Here is an 18596-nt window from a genome sequence, read left to right on the forward strand (position 1 = left end):
GCTTAATTTATTCCTTTTATGCATATTTTACTTTGCCGATACCCAAGGCTATGTCAGTCTATGGTAAACCAATAGAAGTAATGACCATGACATACGGAATGCAAATACAGGAATGGGAACTGGAATTAGTTAGAGAGCGCGAAGCTGCAAAAGCCGCGACCGGCTATATCGACCCCAACCAGTTCGGCGACGACCGCGAAGGCGAGATTGCCAGCCGAGACGAATACGTCGGCAAGACCATGCCGCTGGACGAGGCCAAGCACGAGGCGTTCCGCCTTGCCCGCTTCACCATGAAGGCGGTGACGGTCGACTTGAAGATTAAGGGTCAGGACGACGACATTGAGATTGTCCGGCCGACCGTCCGAGTGGCTTAAGGGGAGGTGCAGATGTGTCCGACTACGGTACCCGACCATTCCTGCCGGAGCACGCCGATCACTGCTTTCGGCGCGCCACAAGCCGGATAGAGGGATGTTTGGAACGGTGGGAGCAGCGGGCTAAATCCCCAATGACCGACCACGACGTTGCCGAAGCGCTTGCATATGAGATGTCAGGCGGAGGAGGCGGTTGCGGCCCAGATACCCCTAGCTACGAATGCGACCCTAGCGGCCTTCGTATTTGGGCTGGGTGGCCCATCCAGAACGCCTGCATCGATAAACCGATGTGGCGCGGGTCCGCCACCATTAAGAAGGCGAGGGAGTTTTACGGCCTTCGGACGCCTTCCGATGATAGGCAGTTATCGCTGTTTGGCGAGGCCGCCTGACCATGGAGCAGCTTTCATTCCTCTCAGCCATTGAGCCGAAACGGGTGAAAGCTGCGCCGCTGACTAAAATGGAGCTTTTGGCCGCTGGGCTGAAAGCCAACGAAATGGGTGAGCGAGGCCCTGAGATATACCTCGCGCAACAAATAGCGAAAATGCACCCTAGGCAGGCTGTCGAATCGGCAGATCACTGACCTTGAACGTGGGTGTGGTCGGTCATGCGGTCTACGAGTTTAGCTCCGTATGAAATTAGAGAACTGCTAAGGCCGAGAACTGCGAGCAAACAGAATATTTCGAAGACAATCCGCACGGGATGTAAGAGGCTCACGCCGCCCGGAACCCGCGCAAATTGCAAGTTTATGACCTCAGTCAACTTGGTGCCGATAACCGATGCGACCATGAGCGACAGCTTGATGGATATCCCGATAATGGCCAGCAGGGCGCACCAATGAATTACAACTGCGAAGTTGAAGCCGGTGCCTATGTCGTTCGCAACTAAAGTGCCGAGCAGGACCAAGAACGATAGGCGGGTCAACATTCCCACGAAATCGGAAAGCTTCTTTGTGCGGTCATAGGCCGTGTCAAAGCGGCCCTTTGCTGCCGCTGCAACTGCTGAGTGGTCAAGATTTGCCATGCTTCCCCCCTGGATTGGTGCATTCGCCAACACCAAGAACATACTAACCGCACCCGATGGCTACGCCATCCCCCACAGCCGCCCGCCCAAAGTGGGTGCGACAGTGGAGAACCTGGGAGCGTCGAGTTCATCCGGCTAAGATTCTGCACTTGGAGCCGAGGTTTTTAGGTTACGCGCCAGTTACACGCCAGTGCCGGTTTTTTGGGATTTCCGTCCGGACCAATTCATCCAACGTTTTTAGGTAGTTGGATGGTGGGCGATGCAGGGATTGAACCTGCGACCCCACCCATGTGAAGAGTGTGCTCTCGCGTTGGGTCAATTGCCTTTGGGAAACACTCATGAAACCTTGTGGTGTCGATGATGTTCGTCAGTGTGAAATACGATTTTCACACTGAGACGACGTTTTCGTCATATTTCGAAGCCAGCTGGTGACCCAACTCGCAGCGACTGCTTTGCGCCCAATCTCGGTCATATCGGCAGATCTTGCTAGTGCCGGAAGCAGACATCGCGGGGATCATTATGGAGGTCGTGGTCGCGCCATTTCCAGACCTACGCGGGGACAAGCGCTAACGTCTCGACCTTCGACGGGGTTCACCGCTGCTGAGGGCAATGGCTGCCTTGGGGTCCCGCAAGCAGACTCAATGTGACTGTAGGCAGCGGTGCGCGAAAGGCATTCCCTTGCTGCCCACCCTCCACATCGCGGTCACCCCATCGTCTATCTTTACCGGCCCGGCAACTGACCGATCACGTTGCAATCGACCGTCCGGTCTGAACGCGCGGTGTAGGCGGCGTAGAGCACCTGACCCATGTTCATGGAGATTTCACGCACCAGCTTTCGACGGACTGCGGTGGCGAACATAGCGGCCTCGGTCACGCTGATTGCAAATGCGTCTGGTCCGCCAATGACACAGCGCTCGAAATAGGATTGCAGGTAGGAACGGTCGTACATCGCAAACCCGTCGGCCCCGCCAATCCGGGGCAGTGCGATAGGCAGCCCGTTGATCGTCACACCTTCCGCGAGAAGAACCTGCCGGATGGGGTCAAGGAGCGCTCCGGCATTGTTGGGTCCGTCGCCCGATACGTCGATAACCCTGCGCGGACTGCGCAAGCCACTCTTCGCGAACAGATCATTCGCGGCCGACAATGCGCCGGAAATCGACGTTCCGCGGCCTTCAGTCAACGGCAGCGCCGCGAGCCTGTCTGCCAAAGTCAGGGCGTCGTCGAGGCTTTCGACAATTGTCCAAGGCATAATGACTGTTTGCTGACTTGGCCCTGCCCACTCCAGATAGAGCACTGCGATTCTACCCCGCTCTCCCGACTTGATTGCCCTCGCGATGTCCGCGTGGCGGAAGGCACCGACGTAGCCGTCGCGTTGCACTCTTTGCTCAACTCTGCTCATCGAGGGCGAGACGTCCACGGCAAGGATCAATCGCAGATCGACTTCGGCCAGGTCGTCCGCTGGACGGTCGGTCGAGTGAGCCTGAGACGTGACCGCGAAGAATAGAGTGAGCAGGCAGACGCCAGTGAGCCGTAGCACCGGTCCTGTACCCGCACATCGAGTAATCTGCACCAAGCCCATGGCGAACCTCTCGCTGACAACGCAATTGTCGGTCAGAGGCGTCTCGCGGGTCACGAACGGCTTCCGATCAATCGCCGAAATCTGTGCTCCCCACCGGTCTGTATGGTGTGATCGCTCTTCGCAGGGCGAAACCGTGCTAGGATCGAAGAATTGGACTGCGGCTTCGTGCTTAAGGGAACCGGCTTGAATAGCTCGCCGCCCACGACGTTCGTACTCAACGGCGTTACCGCCGATCTGAGCAGCGAGACCTTGCGCGACAAGTCCAACAGGACAATCGCACTTCGCCACCAGACCTTCGCGGTGCTTCGCCACCTTCTGGAGAACGCTGATCGCGTCATCACCAAGGACGACCTGATGAAGGCGGTCTGGAACGGGATAGCTGTGACTGATGACAGCCTCGTGCAATGCATTCACGAGATCCGTGCGGCGCTCAACGACGATCGGCAGGCCGTCGTGCAGACAGTGCCGAGGCGCGGTTACAGGCTGGTCCTTCCCTCAAATGCCGGACCGAGAATGGCCACCATCTTGGCCGCCGAAGTGGCCGCTGAGGGCCGGCTGACAGGCAAGGATGAACGGATCTCTGCTGCAACTTTCCGGGCGTACAAGCAGATCATCGATCGGCTGTTGGTTCAACACGCAGGTCGCGTGTTCTGGAGCGCCGAAGAGAGCGTGGTCGCCGAGTTCACCGGCCCTGTCGAGGCGATGCGGTGTGCGAGCGAGATCCAGCATGACGTCGATAGGCGGAACTGCGAAGTTCCCGAGACAAAGCGCCTGCGCTTCCGCATCGGCGTTCACCTGGGTTATGTCGTCGCCGAGGGCGACCATCTCGCGGGCGAGGCCGTCGAGGTCGCCGCGCATCTGCAAACGTTGTCGCGACCGGGCGGGATTTGCGTCACGGAATCGGTCCACGCCCAGGCTCAAGACCGACTCTCGCTGGAATTCGTTGATCTCGGCGAGCACAAGCTGAAGAACGTCGCGCGCGCTTTCCGCATCTACCGCGTCCCCCTTGCTTCGGAGGAACCGGTCAGGTCGCCATTTCGCGGCCTCGATGCCTTCGAATTCGAAGATGCCGACCTCTTCTTCGGCCGAGCGCGGGCGATTGCTGCCTGCACTGCTAGACTGGAGCAGCAGGCAGCCGGCGGTACGGCATTCCTGCTCATCTACGGAATGAGCGGTTGCGGCAAGTCTTCCCTCCTGCGCGCTGGCCTGCTGCCGTCATTGACCCGGCCTGGAGCCGTGGCGGGCATAACCTTGTGGCGCCGCTGCCTGATCCGCCTCTCCGAAGGACCGGATACATTCGCTGTGCTGGCTGCGGCACTCCTTAGTGAAGCTGCTGTGCCGGAGCTGGCCTGCGAAGTAACAGCCGCGGAGTTTGCTCTGCTCTGTAGGAGCGCGCCGGATCGGGCGCTGGCGATGGTCCGACAGGCACTTGGCAAGGCCGCCGGGTCGCCCCGCTCGCAGATCAGATTGCTTGTCGCCATCGATCAGCTGGAGGAACTGTTCACGACGGAGAGGCAGCCGGAGACGCGCGAGGCCCTTGTGCGGTTCATGGCGGTGCTGGCCGCGAGCGGACTGGTCTGGGTAATAGCGGCGATCCGTTCGGACTTTTTTCACCGCTGCGGTGAGGTCGCGGGTTTCTCGGCGCTCAAGGACGGCCTCGCCAGCTATGAACTCCTGCCGCCGACTGGCCCAGAGATCGCGCAGATCATCCGCGAACCGGCGGGCGTTGCCGGGCTCCGCTTTGAGGAGAGTGCCGAGTTGGGGCAGCTCGATGATGTGCTGCAGGAGGCAGCAGCTGCCGATCCCGGATCATTGCCGCTTCTCGAGTTTGTGCTTGACGCGTTGTACGAGGCCGGCCGCGAGCGCCGAGTTCTCACCTTTGCGCATTATCGCGCGCTCGGCGGGCTCGAAGGCGCAATCGCGCGCCGCGCCGATGAAGTCGTAGACTTGCTGGCGCCCGAAATTCAGGAGGCCTTACCTCCGGTACTGGGCGCCCTCACAACAGCAAGTCCGGGCGACGATACGGTCACGGCACGTCCGGCCCTGTTCGCCGAAGTTGCAGGCACTCCCGCGCGATCGGCCCTCGTCAGGGCTCTGATCGACGCACGGCTCCTCGTCAGCGATGAGGACGCTGGAGGGCATGTTTTCGTTCGCGTTGCACATGAAGCACTGTTGAGCCGTTGGCCGCGCGCTGGTGACATTGTGAATGCAAACCGGAATTTCCTCGAGACGCGCGACCGCCTCAGGGCCGACGCCCACCGTTGGCACCTGGAGAGCAGGAATCGAGAGCTTCTCCTTCCGTCCGGCAAACGTCTCGCGGAGGGCGAAGAGCTGATGCTGTCAAGACGGGAGGAGGTCGACCATGACGTCCTTGAATACATAGAGGCGTCCTTGAGTGCCCATCAGCAGAGAGAGGAGAAGGACCGGCAGGCTGAGCTGGCGCTAATCGAGGCCGCCGAAGAGGCAAAACGCGAGCGAGTGGAGCGCGAGGCCGAGCGGCGGAGCCTCGCGGCTGCCGCGGCAATCCGGCTTGCCCTCCGTACACGCAATGCCGCGATTGTGGCGATAGTGCTCGCTCTCATGGCGGGCGCAGGCGCACTGGTCGCCTTCAGGGCGCAGGAGGAAGCAAGATGGCAACGCGACCAGGCGCTGCGCAATCAGTTTCTTTCGCTGTCGTTTCTTTCGGAGCAGTCCACGGCGACAGGCAACACCGAGGCTGCGATCCTGTTGGCGCTCGAAGCACTGTCCTCGAAAGACCAGTCCGAGCGGCCATATCTCTTTGAAGCGGAGGCAGCCCTCTACAAGGCTCTGCTGGCGCACCGCCAGATCAAAATCTTCCGGCATGGCGCCGGCGTTGCGGATGCGGCATTCAATCCGGCCGGCGATCACATCGTCACCGCATCCTACGATAAAACTGCAGTCGTCTGGGACATCTCCAGCGGTGCCGAAACTGCAGTTCTAAAAGGTCATGAAGGGGCCGTGGAGAGGGCTGAATTCAGCTCGGACGGAAGTCGTATCCTGACGGCCGCGAGGGACGGCAACGCACGCCTCTGGAACGCCATCTCGGGGGAACAGCTCTTCATCCTGCAGCCGGTAGGTAATTATCCAACGGCAATCTTCAGCCCGAATGGCAACCAGGTGCTGACGGCGGGGGAGAACAGCGATGCAGTGCTCTGGGACGCTCGGACCGGAAAAAAAGTCCTGAGTGTAAGCAGCGAGGGATATGCGCGGGCCGACTTCAGTCCGGACGGCCGCAGCTTCGCGATGGCGCGCAAGCACCTTGTTTCGATCTGGAATATCGCAGATGGCGCACTGACGCGGTCAATCCGGGTGAACTCCCGGCCCTACGGCCTGGCGTTCAGCCCGGACGGAAGCCGGCTGCTGTGCGGCCCGTTTTCATACGACGGCACTTCCAGCCTTCTCGATGTGTCGAAAGGAACGGAGATCGCAAAGTTGGCCGGCCACAAGAGCGACATGCAATTGAACGGCGTGATTTTCAGTCACGGGGGTCAGCGAATCGCCACGGTATCACTCGACGGCGCTGCCCGGATTTGGGATGGAGCGTCAGGAACGCTGTATGGCCTGCTCGGCCAGGAGGTTTCGGGTTTGAAGATGGCTGATATCGGTGCGGATGAACGCGATGAGGAGATGAACGGCGCTTTCAGTCCGGACGACCGCTTCCTGGCGACCGCTTCGGTGAATGGGCCGATCCGCATCTGGGACGTTGAACGCGCCTCATTGGTCACGACGATCGCCGGTCATGGATCTTTGGTCGAGCATCTGGAATTCAGCCCGGTTGACAACAACATTCTTCTCACTGCTTCACACGATGGCACCGCTCGGCTGTGGGATGTCGACGGCGCACTGACGAGCACGCTCTCTCATGAATATCGGCCGACTTTCGCGGTCTTCAGTCCCGACAATGTCCACCTGCTGACCGGTGGCGGCGACAGCGTGGCGCATCTGTGGGATGTTGTGAGCGGGCGCGAGATAATCCGGCTCGATACCCATGAGATCGTTCAACGCGCGACGTTCAGTCCCGATGGAAGGCACGTCGCGACGGCATCTCTTGAGGGCCAGGTCCGAATTTGGGAGGTGGCCAGCGGATTCGAGACCGCCCGGTTCCAATCACATCGCGGACTGATCCAGATCCAGTTTGGTCGCGATGGCAAATCGCTTGTTTCGGCATCGATCGACGGCACCGCCCAACTGTGGGACGCGGCGACCGGTACCGAGCTAGCCGTCATCAATACAAGCAGCAAGCTGCCGCAGGCCATTCTTAGCCCTGACGGACGTCTGATCTTCGCGGCCAGGGAAGACAATGCGGGCCACCTCCTGAAGGCGGATGGGGCTGAGCTTAAGGCTCTTGTGGGGCATCGGGATCGCATCACGGCAGCGGCCTTCAATCCGAACGGTCAACTGGTCGCCACGGGCTCACGCGACCACACGGCCCGAATTTGGTCGGCCATGGACGGAGCAAACCTCGCAACGCTACAGGGACATACCGACGAGGTGACGGTGGTCGCCTTCAGCCCCGACAGCCAGTCGCTGCTGACTGCCTCACGCGATGGAACCGTCCGAATCTGGAGCGTCGCTGGCGGACTGGAAAGGGCCGCTCTTAGGGGCCACAGTGGCGCGGTGGACAGCGCCCAGTTCAGTCCCAGTGGTTTGTATGTCGTGACCGCGTCCTCCGAAGATCGCACGGTCCGGCTGTGGGCGACGCAATCGGGGCGCCAGGTTGCCGTCCTTGCCAGCCAGGACGAGGCGACCGTTCGACCGGGCCTTACACGCGCAGATTTCAGTTCCGACGGCACCCAGGTCGCTATTGTTTCCGGCGACGAAAGGGTTCGTATCGTTCGCGTCTTCCAGACACCCAACGACCTCATTGACTTCGCCCGGCGCACCGTGCCTCGCGAACTCACCCCTTGCGAGCGGCGAAGCTTCTTCCTTCCTGAAGACCCTGCGACTGGTACTTGTCCGATCTGAGGTCGACAACGGAGTCAGATTTTGCCGCTTGAGCCGGCCGCCGGAACGGGCAACTTAGCGCCTGATGCGAGACGGACGGCAAAGCGTAGGCCGCTCGAACAGAACGACGAATGGGCCGTGCAACGCGCCAGATACATGACGCTGGAAACCATCAGCCAAATGAGCGATGATCCGCTCATCAGCCTGCCAGCCGTGGCACGCTGATCAGCCCGGCCCCAAGCCGGAGAGCGCGGCGACCAAGCCGTCAGCTACACCACTCCCTGGGACACGATCAAACGCCGCCGCTCCCTTGGGCTCGCCGCGTTGAAAAGAATCGTGCCGTTGAACTTGTCGGCCGAGGTCAGAAGGCCGCCCTCATAGCCGTCAGTCGTCAGCGGGACGATCTCGAGAATGTCGAGGCGGAGACACAGTTCCTCGATGGGCACCGGGATCGCCAGCTGCGGCTCGTGCTTGAGGATCTCCAGGACGAGACGTTCAGGGCTGGCCGCATCGGCCAGATCGATGCGGCTGATGTTCATCAGAGCCGGACCCACCGATCGCGATTCAATAGTCAACAAAACTTGGCTGAAAATGCAAAGCCACGGATGAAAAACCCGCCATGATCGGCCGGTCTCGTTGGCTTGTGCACTCGGCAGCAATCCCTTTTTCAGGGCGCGATATGCAAAGCCGGGCCAAAACAGCCTATCGACAATAACCATGGACCTTGGGGAGATGGCATGAAAATCAGCACGATTTTACGGGCAGCGTTGATCGGGAGCATGTTGAGCGTTTCCTCGGCCTTCGCGGAAGACATCACCATCGCGGTGGTGGGTCCCATGACCGGGCCGATCGCGAATATCGGGGATCAGTTCAAGCAGGGTACGCAGGCCGCAGCCGCGGCAATCAACGCGAAGGGCGGCGTAAATGGCCGCCAAATCAACCTGTCGATCCAGGACGATGTCTGCGATCCGAAACAGGCGATATCGGTCGCCAACCGCATCGCGGGCGGCGGCATCAAGTTCGTCGCCGGCCATGCATGCTCCGGCTCCAGCATCCCCGCATCCGCTATCTATGCCGAAAGCGGCATCCTGATGATGAGCCCTTCCTCGTCCAACCCTGAACTGACCGACGCGGCGGCCAAGAAGGGCTGGAGCACGATCATGCGTCTTTATACGCGTGACGATGAGCAGGGCGCCTTCATCGGCCCATGGATGGCAAAAAAATTCGCGGGCAAGAACGTTGCGGTCCTGCATGACAAGGCAGCTTACGGACAAGGCGTGGCCGAAGCTGTCCGCTCGAAGATGAACGAGGCGGGCCTGAAGGAAGTGCTGTTCGACGGCATCAATCCAGGCGAGAAGGACTACAGCGCGGTCCTGACCAAGCTGAAGGAAATGAAGGTCGACGTGCTTTATTTCGGCGGCCAGTTCCCGGAGGGCGGCCTGATTATGCGTCAAGCCGGCGACATGGGCTATAAATTGCAGCTCATCATGCCGGATTCGATTGCATCGCCGGAGTTCTGGCAGATTGCCGGGCCGGCAGGAGAAGGCACGCTTTTCGCATTTCCGTCGGACCCTCAAGCCAAGCCGGAGGCCAAGGAAGCCGTCGAGAAGATCAAGATGGGTGGCTTTGTACCGGAGGGCTACACACTGTTTGCCTACGCGACCATCCAGGCGATAGCCCAAGGCATAGAGCGCGCCGCCTCCGATGATCCGGTCGCGGTTGCGGCAGCGCTGAAGGACGGGAAGCCGATCGATACGGTTATCGGGCCGATTGTGTTTGACCAGAAGGGCGACATCAAGGACGCCAAGTATGACATCAATCAATGGCATGATGGCAAATACGCCCCCATCGCACCATGAGAGATCCGGGTCGCGCGATGAACTGTCCCGCCTGAGCGAGCGGACTTCGAAAGACCACAGAGCCGGCGGTGCCTAGAATGGGCCGCCGGCTCTTTGCGTCAGCGAGATGACTAGGAGCGGTGCGGGCCTATAATAATCTGGCGCGAACATTCAGGAACAAGCCGTGCATCCAAATCGTCCGATCAATCCGGAAATGGTGCCGACGCCAGCACAGAGCGTGTCCATTCTGTTGCTACCCAAATTTACGCTGCTGCAACTCGGCTGTGTCGTCGACACGCTGCGGATAGCAAATCGTGTCGCCAAGTATGAGGCTTACAACTGGAAGATCGTCGCGACTACTGACACGGTCCTGTCTTCCACCGGCATAAGCATCAACGCCGACTTACCGCTCGGCTCGGTCAGGACGTCCGACTTCGTCATCATCGTTGGCGGCCTTGACGGCTATCTGCACCAGGACAGGACCGTGCGTGGCTGGCTTCAGCATATCAGTCACGGCGGCGCGGAGATCGGAGCCGTGTCCGCCGGTGTCTGGGCGCTGGCGCGCTCAGGGCTGCTGAACGGCAAACGTTGCGCCATCCACTGGGACGACGCTCCTTCGTTCGCCGAGATGTTTCCTGACGTGACCGCCACAAAGGATATCTTCGTGAAGGACGGGCGATTCTACACCTGCGCAGGCGGCATCGCGGCGACGGACATGATGCTGCAGATCATCGGCGACAGGCATGGTTCGGTCTTTGCCGCCGATGTCGCTGATCTTCTGATTTATTCGCGCAGGCGCCCGTCAAGCGCGGTTCAACGCCGTGTGGAGGTCGAAGATCCGATATCGACCGAATCCGTCAGGCGGGCCGTCGCCCTCATGGAAGACCATATCGAGACCCTGATCACTGTCGAGATGATTGCCAAGCGCATCGGCATCTCACGCCGCAAGCTTGAACGGCAGTTCGTCTCGTCGCTCGGGGCTACTCCAAAGCAGTATTACGTGACCATGCGGATGCGCAGCGCCCGAAAACTTCTGCTTGAGACAAAGCTTGCCGTGACGGAAATCTCGTTGCGGTGCGGCTATATGTCGACATCGCAGTTCTCCAACGAATTCAAGGCGATATACGGGCTGTCGCCGCTCCCCTATCGCCGAGAGAACTCCCTATTGCCCTGACACCTGGGATGGGCACGTCCCAATACCAGCCCGCTCTCGCGGCCGCGGCAGTAGCCATCACTAGCGACCGCTGGAGTTCGCCGCATTTCACACAAAGGTTGGCGTAAGCCGAGAAGAGCTCCTGCTAGCGCGCTCTACTATTGCGCATGGGCAGCAAACGCTTCGCAAGGCTTGCTGTGCTGACGCTGCGCTTCGAGCGCCTATTGGCCCTGCGATTTCGCATCGGCGAAATTCTGGAGAAGACGAGTATGAAGATCACCGACGTCAAGACCTGGGTTGTCGGCAATCCGCCGCCCGGCATCGGCGGCAAATATTTCATCTTCGTCAAGCTGACCACTGATGGCGGCGTGGTGGGCTATGGCGAGGCCTACAACGCCACCTTCTCCGCCCACATCACGGCCAAGCTCGTCGAGGACATGGCCGAGCGCTATCTCGTCGGCCACGATCCGCACGACATCGAGAACTTCTTCCGCCGCGCCTATTCCTCAGGGTTTACCCAGCGTCCCGATGTGACCGGCATGGGCTGTTTCTCGGCGCTGGAAATGGCCTGCTGGGACATTGTCGGCAAGGAAGCCAACAAGCCCGTTTACAAATTGCTCGGCGGCCAGGTGCATGAGACGTTGCGCTCCTACACCTATCTCTATCCAAGTACCGGCTCGGTGCATACCAACGCTGGCGAAAGCGGGGGGCGCAACGCCTTCAACGATCCCGACATGGCCGCCGCCGAAGCCCTCGACTGCGTCGAGCAGGGGTTCAACGCCGTCAAGCTCGACCCGGCCGGTCCCTACACCGCCTTTGACGGCCACCAACCGCGCTTGCCCGACATCGACCTGTCGATCCGCATGGTCAAGGCGATCCGCGAGGCCGTCGGCAACCAGGCTGACATCCTGTTCGGCACCCACGGCCAGTTCACCGCTTCCGGCGCCTTGCGCATGGCGCGCGCCATCGAACCCTATGATCCGCTGTGGTTCGAGGAGCCGGTGCCGCCCGATATGCCCGAAGTGATGGCGCAGGTCGCCCGCGGCACGTCGATCCCGATCGCCACCGGCGAGCGGCTGACGACGAAGTTCGAATTCGCCCGCGTCATCGAAAACCGCGCTGCGACCATCCTGCAGCCGAATCTTGGCCGCTCCGGTGGCATTCTCGAAACCAAGAAGATCGCCGCCATGGCCGAGGCCTACCACATCCAGATCGCTCCCCACTGCTATTGCGGGCCGATCGTCGGTGCGGCCAACATCCAGCTGGCGGTGACGCTGCCCAACTTTCTCATCCTGGAATCGCTGAAGCAGTGGGACGGTTTCCACGCCACGCTCTTGAAGAAGAAGATCGAATGGCAGGATGGCAACGTCATCCCGTCGAAGGAGCCTGGCCTTGGCGTCGAGCTCAACGAGGCGGTCTGCGAGGCGCATCCCTACACCGGCAAGGACCTTCACCTTGAGATGAGACAGGTGCCGCTGAAGCAGTGAGCCTTTGCTTGTGGCTTTGCATCCGTCGCGATCAGGAATGGGGGATATCTTTGGCGTTTCCGGGCTCTGCACGATGAGCGATCCGTCCACGGTAACTTGGAAGTTTGTGTTCCTACTCACACCTAAATTTCCAATGCTTTCATTGGTATGCGCGATCGAGACACTGCGGGCCGCGAACGCGCAGGCCGGCCACCCTCTCTATGAATGGAAGACGATCTCACTTGATGGCGAATCCGTCGGCGCTTTTTTTCAATCCGAAGAGACCTTCACCGACATTGCCACGGCAGACTGCCTGTTCATCTGCTCGGACCAGGTTGCTGACTTCCCGGACAAGCGCAAGGCAATCGCCTTATTGAGGGAGTTTGACAGACATGGCCGCACAATCGGCACATTCTCGGCCGGCACCTACCTGCTCGCCGAGGCTGGGCTATTGAATGGCCACCGATGCACAATCCACTGGGAAATTCGCAACGTCTTCAAGGAGCGATTCCCCTCGATAGAGTGCACCGACAATGTCTTCGAGATCGATCGAAAACGGTTCACTTGCGCGGGCGGCACGGCAGCCATAGACCTCATGTTGCAGATAGTGCGTAGGAATTCAGGCGCCAACCTCACGAACCTGGTGGCCAATCAGCTTCAACACGAGCACATACGCCCTCCGGCCGAACGGCAGCGAATAGGCCCCGAGCGGAACCTGAAGGGAAAGTCGGAGCGGTTGCGCAAGGTCATCCACATCATGTCCAGCAATCTATCCGACCCCCTACCCATCAGCGCGGTGGCAAAGTGTGCGGGGACCTCCGTTCGCCAGGCGGAGCGTCTGTTCCTGCGACACATGGAGATCTCACCAGGCCGCTATTATGTCGATTTGAGATTGCGCCGGGCGCGAGAACTCCTGCGTCAGACCGGCATGTCGGTTCTCGAGGTTGCGGTGGCGTCGGGCTTCACATCGCATTCTTACTTTTCCCAGACGTACCGGGTTCAATTCGGGCATCCTCCGTCGAAGGACCGCTCAATGTATTGAGTGAGGCAGCACCGAGGCAGATACGACCGGCGCTGACCGCGATTAGGGGGAAACAGGTAAGGTTGGTCCACGTCTCGAACTTGCAAAAGGTCGTGCGGTCGATGCCGCTCAGTTGGGCCGGGCACTCGGGATTTCTGCCGCGGCGGGCCATGAGCTTCTCCAACGAGATTCGATCAAGCCTTTCGTCTACTCTGACGATCGGGGGCGTGTGCTCGGCTTTGGCGGGCTGGCGACGGCACCGATGCATCACTGCTTCGAGGTGGACGGTCGCACTCTATCGACGTGGTGTGCCTGGGACAGCCTGTTCATTCCCGAAATTCTCGACCGTCCGGCACGCATCACGTCGCCCGATCCGGAAAGCGGCGAGGTCGTGCGCCTTGTCGTGACGCCAAACAGGATCGAATCCGTCGAGCCCGCCAATGCCGTTGTCTCCTTCGTTCTGCCCGATGCGGAGGTTTTCGTCGCGTCCGCGGCCAATGTGATGGCCAAGTTTTGCCACTTCATCTTCTTTTTCGCGTCGCGCATGTCCGGTGAACGCTGGGTCGCCAGGCACTCAGGTACATTTCTGTATTCTCTCGACGACGCGCTGACGATCAAAGAGGCAAATGTCGCATCAGCATCCACGAGCTTGCGGCGACAGTTGTGGGAAAATTTCAACGTCTGCGATCTTTGTTACCGAATGGCGGTTTCGGTGGAACCTTCCAGATACAAATGTGGAGCATTCAACAGTCGTCGAACGGCCGTTGGATAATCCCTCGGTGCCCCAAGGCTCTACAGGAGAAGAAAATGTCAATGTTTGAAACGCTCGCGCGCTATGGGGCGGCCTTCAAAAATGCCCGTGAAGCACGAAAGTCCGAACGGGTTCTGCACAGCCTACCGATGGAAATTCAAAAGGACATAGGCTGGCCGGTTACGCACCGTCCTAAAAGGCTCACGTCAAGCACCTGGGGCAGGTTCCTCTGAACGAGGCCCATCGCCCTTAACCTCTGCAATCGGTTGGCTTGGCCTTGCCGGAGTTAAGCCAGCGTAGCGTCTTGTCCGGCGATTCCACGTCCACTCCCATGCCGCGTACAGCATCCCCATGGGAAAACATCGGTCCGCTGAAAGATTCGGACCCATCACCTATCAACAGGAGTACGACCTATGACCAAGCACACAGAAACCGCCACGAATGGCGTCAATGTAGCCGCCCTGCTTGGCGCCCGTGAGGCGCTCAAGGATGCCCCTGAGGCCGCACGCTTCAAGTGGAGAGCAACCAGTGAATGGGTAAAGGGCACCCACAACCGGGCCATCGTGAATGGATTTTTCGGCCTGGGAACAGAACACCAGCATCGCCAGACCTACAAGTTCGAGTCCGATCACCCGGAAGTCTTCGCGTCAGAAGACAACGGCGCGACGCCGGTGGAGTTTGTGCTGGTCGGCCTGGCCGGTTGCCTGACCGCGGGCATCGCGGCTGTCGCGCAAAACCGCAACATCCAGCTCCACTCGGTCAAGGCTACGCTTGAGGCCGGCATGAACATCCAGGGTATCCTCGGCATTGATCCGGACGTGCGTAATGGTTTCGACGGCATCAAGGTGCACTACGATATCGACGCCGACGCCAGCGCTGAAGACATCGCCGCTCTCGTCGCGCAGTCGCAAAAGCGCTCGGCCGTCTTCGACGTGATCGCCAACCCGACCGATGTCACGGTCACTTCGAGCAAGTCCTGATGAGCGAAAGCGCATCGCGCGGGATCGTCGGCACCGTTGACGTCGTCGTCATCGGTGCCGGTCACTCAGGCCTGGCCATGAGTTATCTGCTAGGCCAACGCTCGCTCAGGCATGTGGTTCTCGAGCGAGGCGAGGTCGCGAATACCTGGCGCACGGAGCGCTGGGATTCACTCCGTTTGCTAACCCCCAATTGGATGGCGCGGCTCCCCGGCTACCCATACCAAGGCGATGACCCGGACGGCTACATGAGCGCCGGCCAGGCTGCCGATTTCATTTCCGCTTACGCCACATACACATCAGCACCGGTTCTTACGCGCACCGCCGTCACCAGAGTCGCGCAGAGCAGACACGGCTTTCGGGTCGGGACCTCGCGTGGGGACTGGCTGTGCCAAGCCGTCGTGCTCGCGACTGGTGCGTTCAACAAGCCGGTCATACCGAGATTGGCCGAGGCCATGCCAGCCAATGTCGAACAGCTATCGGCTCACACCTACCGCAATCCGCGGCAACTTGCCCCTGGCGGGGTGTTGGTGGTTGGGGCATCGGCTACAGGCCTGCAATTGGCACAGGAGATTCAGCTCAGCGGCCGGCCTGTAACGCTCGCGGTAGGCGAACACGTTCGGCTGCCGCGCGTCTATCGAGGTCGCGACATTCAATGGTGGATGCTCGCGACGGGCGTATTAGACCAGCGCATCGATGACGTAGACGACCCCGACCGCGCCCGAAGAGTACCGTCGCCACAGCTTGTCGGCACATCGGACCGCGCGACGCTCGACCTCAATGTCCTGCAAGGACAGGGCGTCAAAATCGTCGGGCGGCTGATGGGCATTCGCGACTCTGTAGCCCAATTTTCCGGATCGCTGCGCAACGTCTGCGCGCTCGCCGACCTGAAGATGAACCGGCTGCTCGCTTGGATCGACCAATGGGCAGAGGCGAATGCCCCGTCCGGCATCGGTCCCACCGAATGCTTCGTTCCTACCGTAGTCGGTGAGACGTCACAGCTGGAACTCAAACTCGGGGAAGACATTCGCACGGTGCTATGGGCTGCCGGTTTTCGGCCGGATTTTTCATGGCTGGACCTGCCGATCTTCGATCGCAAGGGCGACCTCAAGCATAGTCGCGGTGTTGCTGACGTTCCCGGGGTGTATGTGTTGGGGCTGCCTTACTTGCGTCGCCGGAAATCGAGCTTCATCCACGGCGCTGAGGACGATGTGCGCGAGCTCAGCACCCATATCGCCGACTACCTCGACAGGTCAACGAGCCAAATAAAGTCGCGTCTCCGCTCAGTGGCGATCTAGGGCGGCGACGGAGGGCGCGCCTCAACATTCCTTAGCTGAATTCCGTGCTGCGCGGGCGTCATCCCATCTTCATCGGCGGCGTCGGCGCGGACGAGCGAGCGATAGCCACCGAAATCTCCCACTGCGTAAGGACATCAAAATGCGCACCAAACCAGGCTGTTCCCATTACGACGCCATCATCGTCGGCGCTCGCTGTGCCGGTGCCTCGACCGCCATGCTGCTTGCGCGAGCCGGGCTGCGAGTCCTTGCGCTCGACCGCAGGGCCTATGGATCGGACACGTTGTCGACGCATGCGCTGATGCGCCCGGCTGTTCTCCAGCTGTCGCGTTGGGGCCTGCTGAAGAGGCTGCTCGACGCCGGCACGCCCCTGATAACCGCGACCGCCTTCCACTATGGCGATCAGGAAATCACCATACCTCTGCGCGCGAGCCCGCGGCTGCCCGGCCTGATTGCGCCCAGGCGCACGCTGCTGGACAGGACGCTGGTCGATGCAGCCCGCGAGGCCGGCGCCGAGGTGTTGCATGACACGGTCGTTGCGGATCTTGTCAGCGGCGCCGATGCCAGGATGCGTGGCGTTCAGATACTCACTTCTGACGGAACGCATCTTACCGTCACAGCCGACATAGTCATTGGGGCGGATGGGATTGGGTCGCTGGTGGCGAAGCGCTGTGGAGCGCAGACGCTGCGGCGCGGCCAAGTTTCGGCCGCCCATCTCTACGCCTACGTGCCGGTCGAGCCGGAGAGCAGCTACCATTGGTATTTTCGCGAGGGTATAAGCGGCTCGTTCATCCCGACCAATGACGGCCTCGCCTGCATCGTGGCCTCGGTGCCGACAAAACAGTTCGACGAACGCTTTCGAGGTGGCCACGAAGACGCCCGCATGGCTACTCTGCACGCACTGTCTCCAGAATTAGCCGCACAGGCCGGGAAGGCAACTCGCGGAAGAATCCATGTCTTTCGTGGCGCGCCGGGTTTCCTGCGCCAAGCGCATGGTCCAGGCTGGGCGCTTGTCGGTGATGCCGGATTCTTCCGCGACCCGATCACGTCGCACGGTATTTCCGATGCGCTGCGCGACAGCGAAAGCCTTGCCTGTGCAATCCTCGATAACACCGCCAAGGCCTTTGAGGTCTACCAGCGCGAGCGCGATCTGATCAGCGGGCAAATCCTCGACGCCACCGACGCCATCGCATCCTTCAACTGGACGTTGCTCGACATAGAGGACAGGCATCGGCAGTTCAGCACGGTGATGAAAGCCGAGATTGTGCAGTTGTCCCAGTGCGATATGCCCGGCCGCAGCCCCGCGGTGCGCGGGCGGCAAACGACCACAGCCCTGACCCTGGCGAGTAAAGGCTCGTCTAACAGGAGAGAGGTAGCTCATGCCAACCGGGGGTCGAAGCGACTACGCAACGAAACATTGCTCAGTGAGTAGCAAGCCGCGGTCGAACCGCTGAATTCAAACAAAGGTTTAAAAAATGCATCGTTCTTTCGGAATGGAAACCTTACCGCCCTCGAACCTTTGGACGCTAGTCCGCCAAGGCCCATCCATCGAAGACGTTCGACGCCACCTGCTTAAGGTAACGAACTACCGGGACTGGTTCCTGACAAAGGGCACGACCTGATCTTACCGTCACGATTTGGCAGCGTGGTCCAGCGGTGGCTGGCTCAGCCACATAACGCAACCTAACTTGGAGTGAGCCCATGAATGCAAAGACACAGGATGGCTGGATTGGCGTCGTCAAGGGACGCCCGCAAGTGGGCGCATTCGCCGAGCGCTCTCGGCGCACGCGTCCCGAAGACATCGCAGCCTTCACCGAGATGACCGGTGACCGCAATCCGCTGCACTACGACAGGGCGCTGGCCGAGGCCTCCGTGTTCGGCAAGCTCATCGTCCAGGGCGGCGTCACCTCCGGCATCCTCAATGCGCTGGTAGCCGAGGACCTTCCCGGTCCGGGCACGGTGTTCCTCGAAGTCGGCTGGAAGTTCGTCAAGGCGGTCGGCGTCGGCGAGATGATCACCGGCCGCGTCGAGATCAAGGAGGTGCGCCCCGATAAGCCGATCTGCAAGATCGAGACCTCGGTGCGCAATGAGGCCGGCGACGTCTGCCTGGCCGGCACCGCGACTGTGTTCACCGTGCCGCTGGCTCGCGGCTGAGTGGTT

At 60.5% G+C, this 18596-nt stretch carries 16 protein-coding genes; 13 read left to right on the forward strand and 3 right to left on the reverse strand.

The genetic code is table 11. From position 1 onward, the window contains the following. Nucleotides 1-80: 80 nt before the first annotated feature. A complete protein-coding gene (locus AC0V7N_RS11460) occupies nt 81-374 on the forward strand; it encodes a hypothetical protein (RefSeq protein WP_475457481.1) in 294 nt (97 codons plus the stop codon). A gap of 388 nt (nt 375-762) precedes the next feature. Beyond that, nucleotides 763-951 carry a hypothetical protein gene (locus AC0V7N_RS11465; protein ID WP_496627836.1) on the forward strand — a complete coding sequence of 63 codons (189 nt, stop codon included), beginning with the start codon at nt 763-765 and terminating at the stop codon, nt 949-951. Here the strand turns inward: AC0V7N_RS11465 and AC0V7N_RS11470 are convergent. Further along, complete coding sequence (locus tag AC0V7N_RS11470) at nt 945-1391, reverse strand: hypothetical protein (protein WP_475457484.1); 447 nt, start codon at nt 1389-1391, stop codon at nt 945-947. The two genes, AC0V7N_RS11465 and AC0V7N_RS11470, sit on opposite strands and share 7 nt — an antisense overlap. A 721-nt stretch (nt 1392-2112) precedes the next feature. Next, nucleotides 2113-3024 (reverse strand): DUF1194 domain-containing protein, encoded by a 912-nt coding sequence (locus tag AC0V7N_RS11475; RefSeq protein ID WP_475457486.1) that lies wholly within the window; start codon nt 3022-3024, stop codon nt 2113-2115. 96 nt (nt 3025-3120) lie between these two features. Between AC0V7N_RS11475 and AC0V7N_RS11480 the strand changes: the two genes are divergently transcribed. Continuing rightward, nucleotides 3121-7956: an nSTAND1 domain-containing NTPase gene (locus AC0V7N_RS11480; RefSeq protein WP_496627837.1), complete on the forward strand. Its 4836-nt coding sequence runs from the start codon at nt 3121-3123 to the stop codon at nt 7954-7956. A 248-nt stretch (nt 7957-8204) separates the two neighbouring features. Here AC0V7N_RS11480 and AC0V7N_RS11485 read toward each other — a convergent pair whose 3' ends face one another. After that, nucleotides 8205-8474, reverse strand: coding sequence for a hypothetical protein (locus AC0V7N_RS11485; protein ID WP_475457489.1), 270 nt, complete (start codon nt 8472-8474; stop codon nt 8205-8207). A gap of 198 nt (nt 8475-8672) precedes the next feature. On the opposite strand from AC0V7N_RS11485, the gene AC0V7N_RS11490 reads away from it, so the two are divergent. From AC0V7N_RS11490 to AC0V7N_RS11535, 10 genes are all read left to right on the forward strand, one after another. Further along, the gene (locus AC0V7N_RS11490; RefSeq protein WP_475457492.1) at nt 8673-9794 is read left to right on the forward strand and encodes an ABC transporter substrate-binding protein; all 1122 of its coding nucleotides are present in this window, start codon (nt 8673-8675) and stop codon (nt 9792-9794) included. Between the two features lie 193 nt (nt 9795-9987). Further along, nucleotides 9988-10947 carry a helix-turn-helix domain-containing protein gene (locus AC0V7N_RS11495; RefSeq protein ID WP_496627838.1) on the forward strand — a complete coding sequence of 320 codons (960 nt, stop codon included), beginning with the start codon at nt 9988-9990 and terminating at the stop codon, nt 10945-10947. A gap of 248 nt (nt 10948-11195) precedes the next feature. Next, the gene (locus AC0V7N_RS11500) at nt 11196-12413 is read left to right on the forward strand and encodes a mandelate racemase/muconate lactonizing enzyme family protein (protein ID WP_475457496.1); all 1218 of its coding nucleotides are present in this window, start codon (nt 11196-11198) and stop codon (nt 12411-12413) included. Between the two features lie 37 nt (nt 12414-12450). Then, entirely contained in the window at nt 12451-13434 is a 984-nt protein-coding gene (locus AC0V7N_RS11505; RefSeq protein WP_475457498.1) for a GlxA family transcriptional regulator, read from the forward strand. A gap of 112 nt (nt 13435-13546) precedes the next feature. Further along, nucleotides 13547-14185 (forward strand): organomercurial lyase, encoded by a 639-nt coding sequence (gene merB, locus AC0V7N_RS11510; protein ID WP_475457501.1) that lies wholly within the window; start codon nt 13547-13549, stop codon nt 14183-14185. A 35-nt stretch (nt 14186-14220) separates the two neighbouring features. Beyond that, on the forward strand, nt 14221-14397 hold the full coding sequence (locus AC0V7N_RS11515) for a hypothetical protein (RefSeq protein WP_475457504.1): 177 nt from the start codon (nt 14221-14223) through the stop codon (nt 14395-14397). Nucleotides 14398-14577: 180 nt separating this feature from the next. After that, the gene (locus AC0V7N_RS11520; protein WP_475457506.1) at nt 14578-15144 is read left to right on the forward strand and encodes an OsmC family protein; all 567 of its coding nucleotides are present in this window, start codon (nt 14578-14580) and stop codon (nt 15142-15144) included. Next, on the forward strand, nt 15144-16439 hold the full coding sequence (locus tag AC0V7N_RS11525; protein ID WP_475457508.1) for an NAD(P)-binding domain-containing protein: 1296 nt from the start codon (nt 15144-15146) through the stop codon (nt 16437-16439). The genes AC0V7N_RS11520 and AC0V7N_RS11525 overlap by 1 nt, the downstream gene beginning before the upstream one ends. A 139-nt stretch (nt 16440-16578) precedes the next feature. Then, the gene (locus AC0V7N_RS11530; RefSeq protein ID WP_475457510.1) at nt 16579-17868 is read left to right on the forward strand and encodes an NAD(P)/FAD-dependent oxidoreductase; all 1290 of its coding nucleotides are present in this window, start codon (nt 16579-16581) and stop codon (nt 17866-17868) included. 269 nt (nt 17869-18137) lie between these two features. After that, entirely contained in the window at nt 18138-18590 is a 453-nt protein-coding gene (locus AC0V7N_RS11535; RefSeq protein WP_475457512.1) for a MaoC family dehydratase, read from the forward strand. The last annotated feature ends 6 nt before the right edge of the window (nt 18591-18596 follow it).

Source organism: Mesorhizobium kamtschaticum (assembly GCF_056174585.1).

Coding starts and splice junctions, on each gene's coding strand:
- AC0V7N_RS11460 (WP_475457481.1), top strand. CDS start 81: ATGACCATGACATACGGAATGCAAATACAGGAATGGGAACTGGAATTA.
- AC0V7N_RS11465 (WP_496627836.1), top strand. CDS start 763: ATGGAGCAGCTTTCATTCCTCTCAGCCATTGAGCCGAAACGGGTGAAA.
- AC0V7N_RS11470 (WP_475457484.1), bottom strand. CDS start 1,391: ATGGCAAATCTTGACCACTCAGCAGTTGCAGCGGCAGCAAAGGGCCGC.
- AC0V7N_RS11485 (WP_475457489.1), bottom strand. CDS start 8,474: ATGAACATCAGCCGCATCGATCTGGCCGATGCGGCCAGCCCTGAACGT.
- AC0V7N_RS11490 (WP_475457492.1), top strand. CDS start 8,673: ATGAAAATCAGCACGATTTTACGGGCAGCGTTGATCGGGAGCATGTTG.
- AC0V7N_RS11495 (WP_496627838.1), top strand. CDS start 9,988: ATGGTGCCGACGCCAGCACAGAGCGTGTCCATTCTGTTGCTACCCAAA.
- AC0V7N_RS11500 (WP_475457496.1), top strand. CDS start 11,196: ATGAAGATCACCGACGTCAAGACCTGGGTTGTCGGCAATCCGCCGCCC.
- AC0V7N_RS11505 (WP_475457498.1), top strand. CDS start 12,451: ATGGGGGATATCTTTGGCGTTTCCGGGCTCTGCACGATGAGCGATCCG.
- AC0V7N_RS11515 (WP_475457504.1), top strand. CDS start 14,221: ATGTCAATGTTTGAAACGCTCGCGCGCTATGGGGCGGCCTTCAAAAAT.
- AC0V7N_RS11520 (WP_475457506.1), top strand. CDS start 14,578: ATGACCAAGCACACAGAAACCGCCACGAATGGCGTCAATGTAGCCGCC.
- AC0V7N_RS11525 (WP_475457508.1), top strand. CDS start 15,144: ATGAGCGAAAGCGCATCGCGCGGGATCGTCGGCACCGTTGACGTCGTC.
- AC0V7N_RS11530 (WP_475457510.1), top strand. CDS start 16,579: ATGCGCACCAAACCAGGCTGTTCCCATTACGACGCCATCATCGTCGGC.
- AC0V7N_RS11535 (WP_475457512.1), top strand. CDS start 18,138: ATGAATGCAAAGACACAGGATGGCTGGATTGGCGTCGTCAAGGGACGC.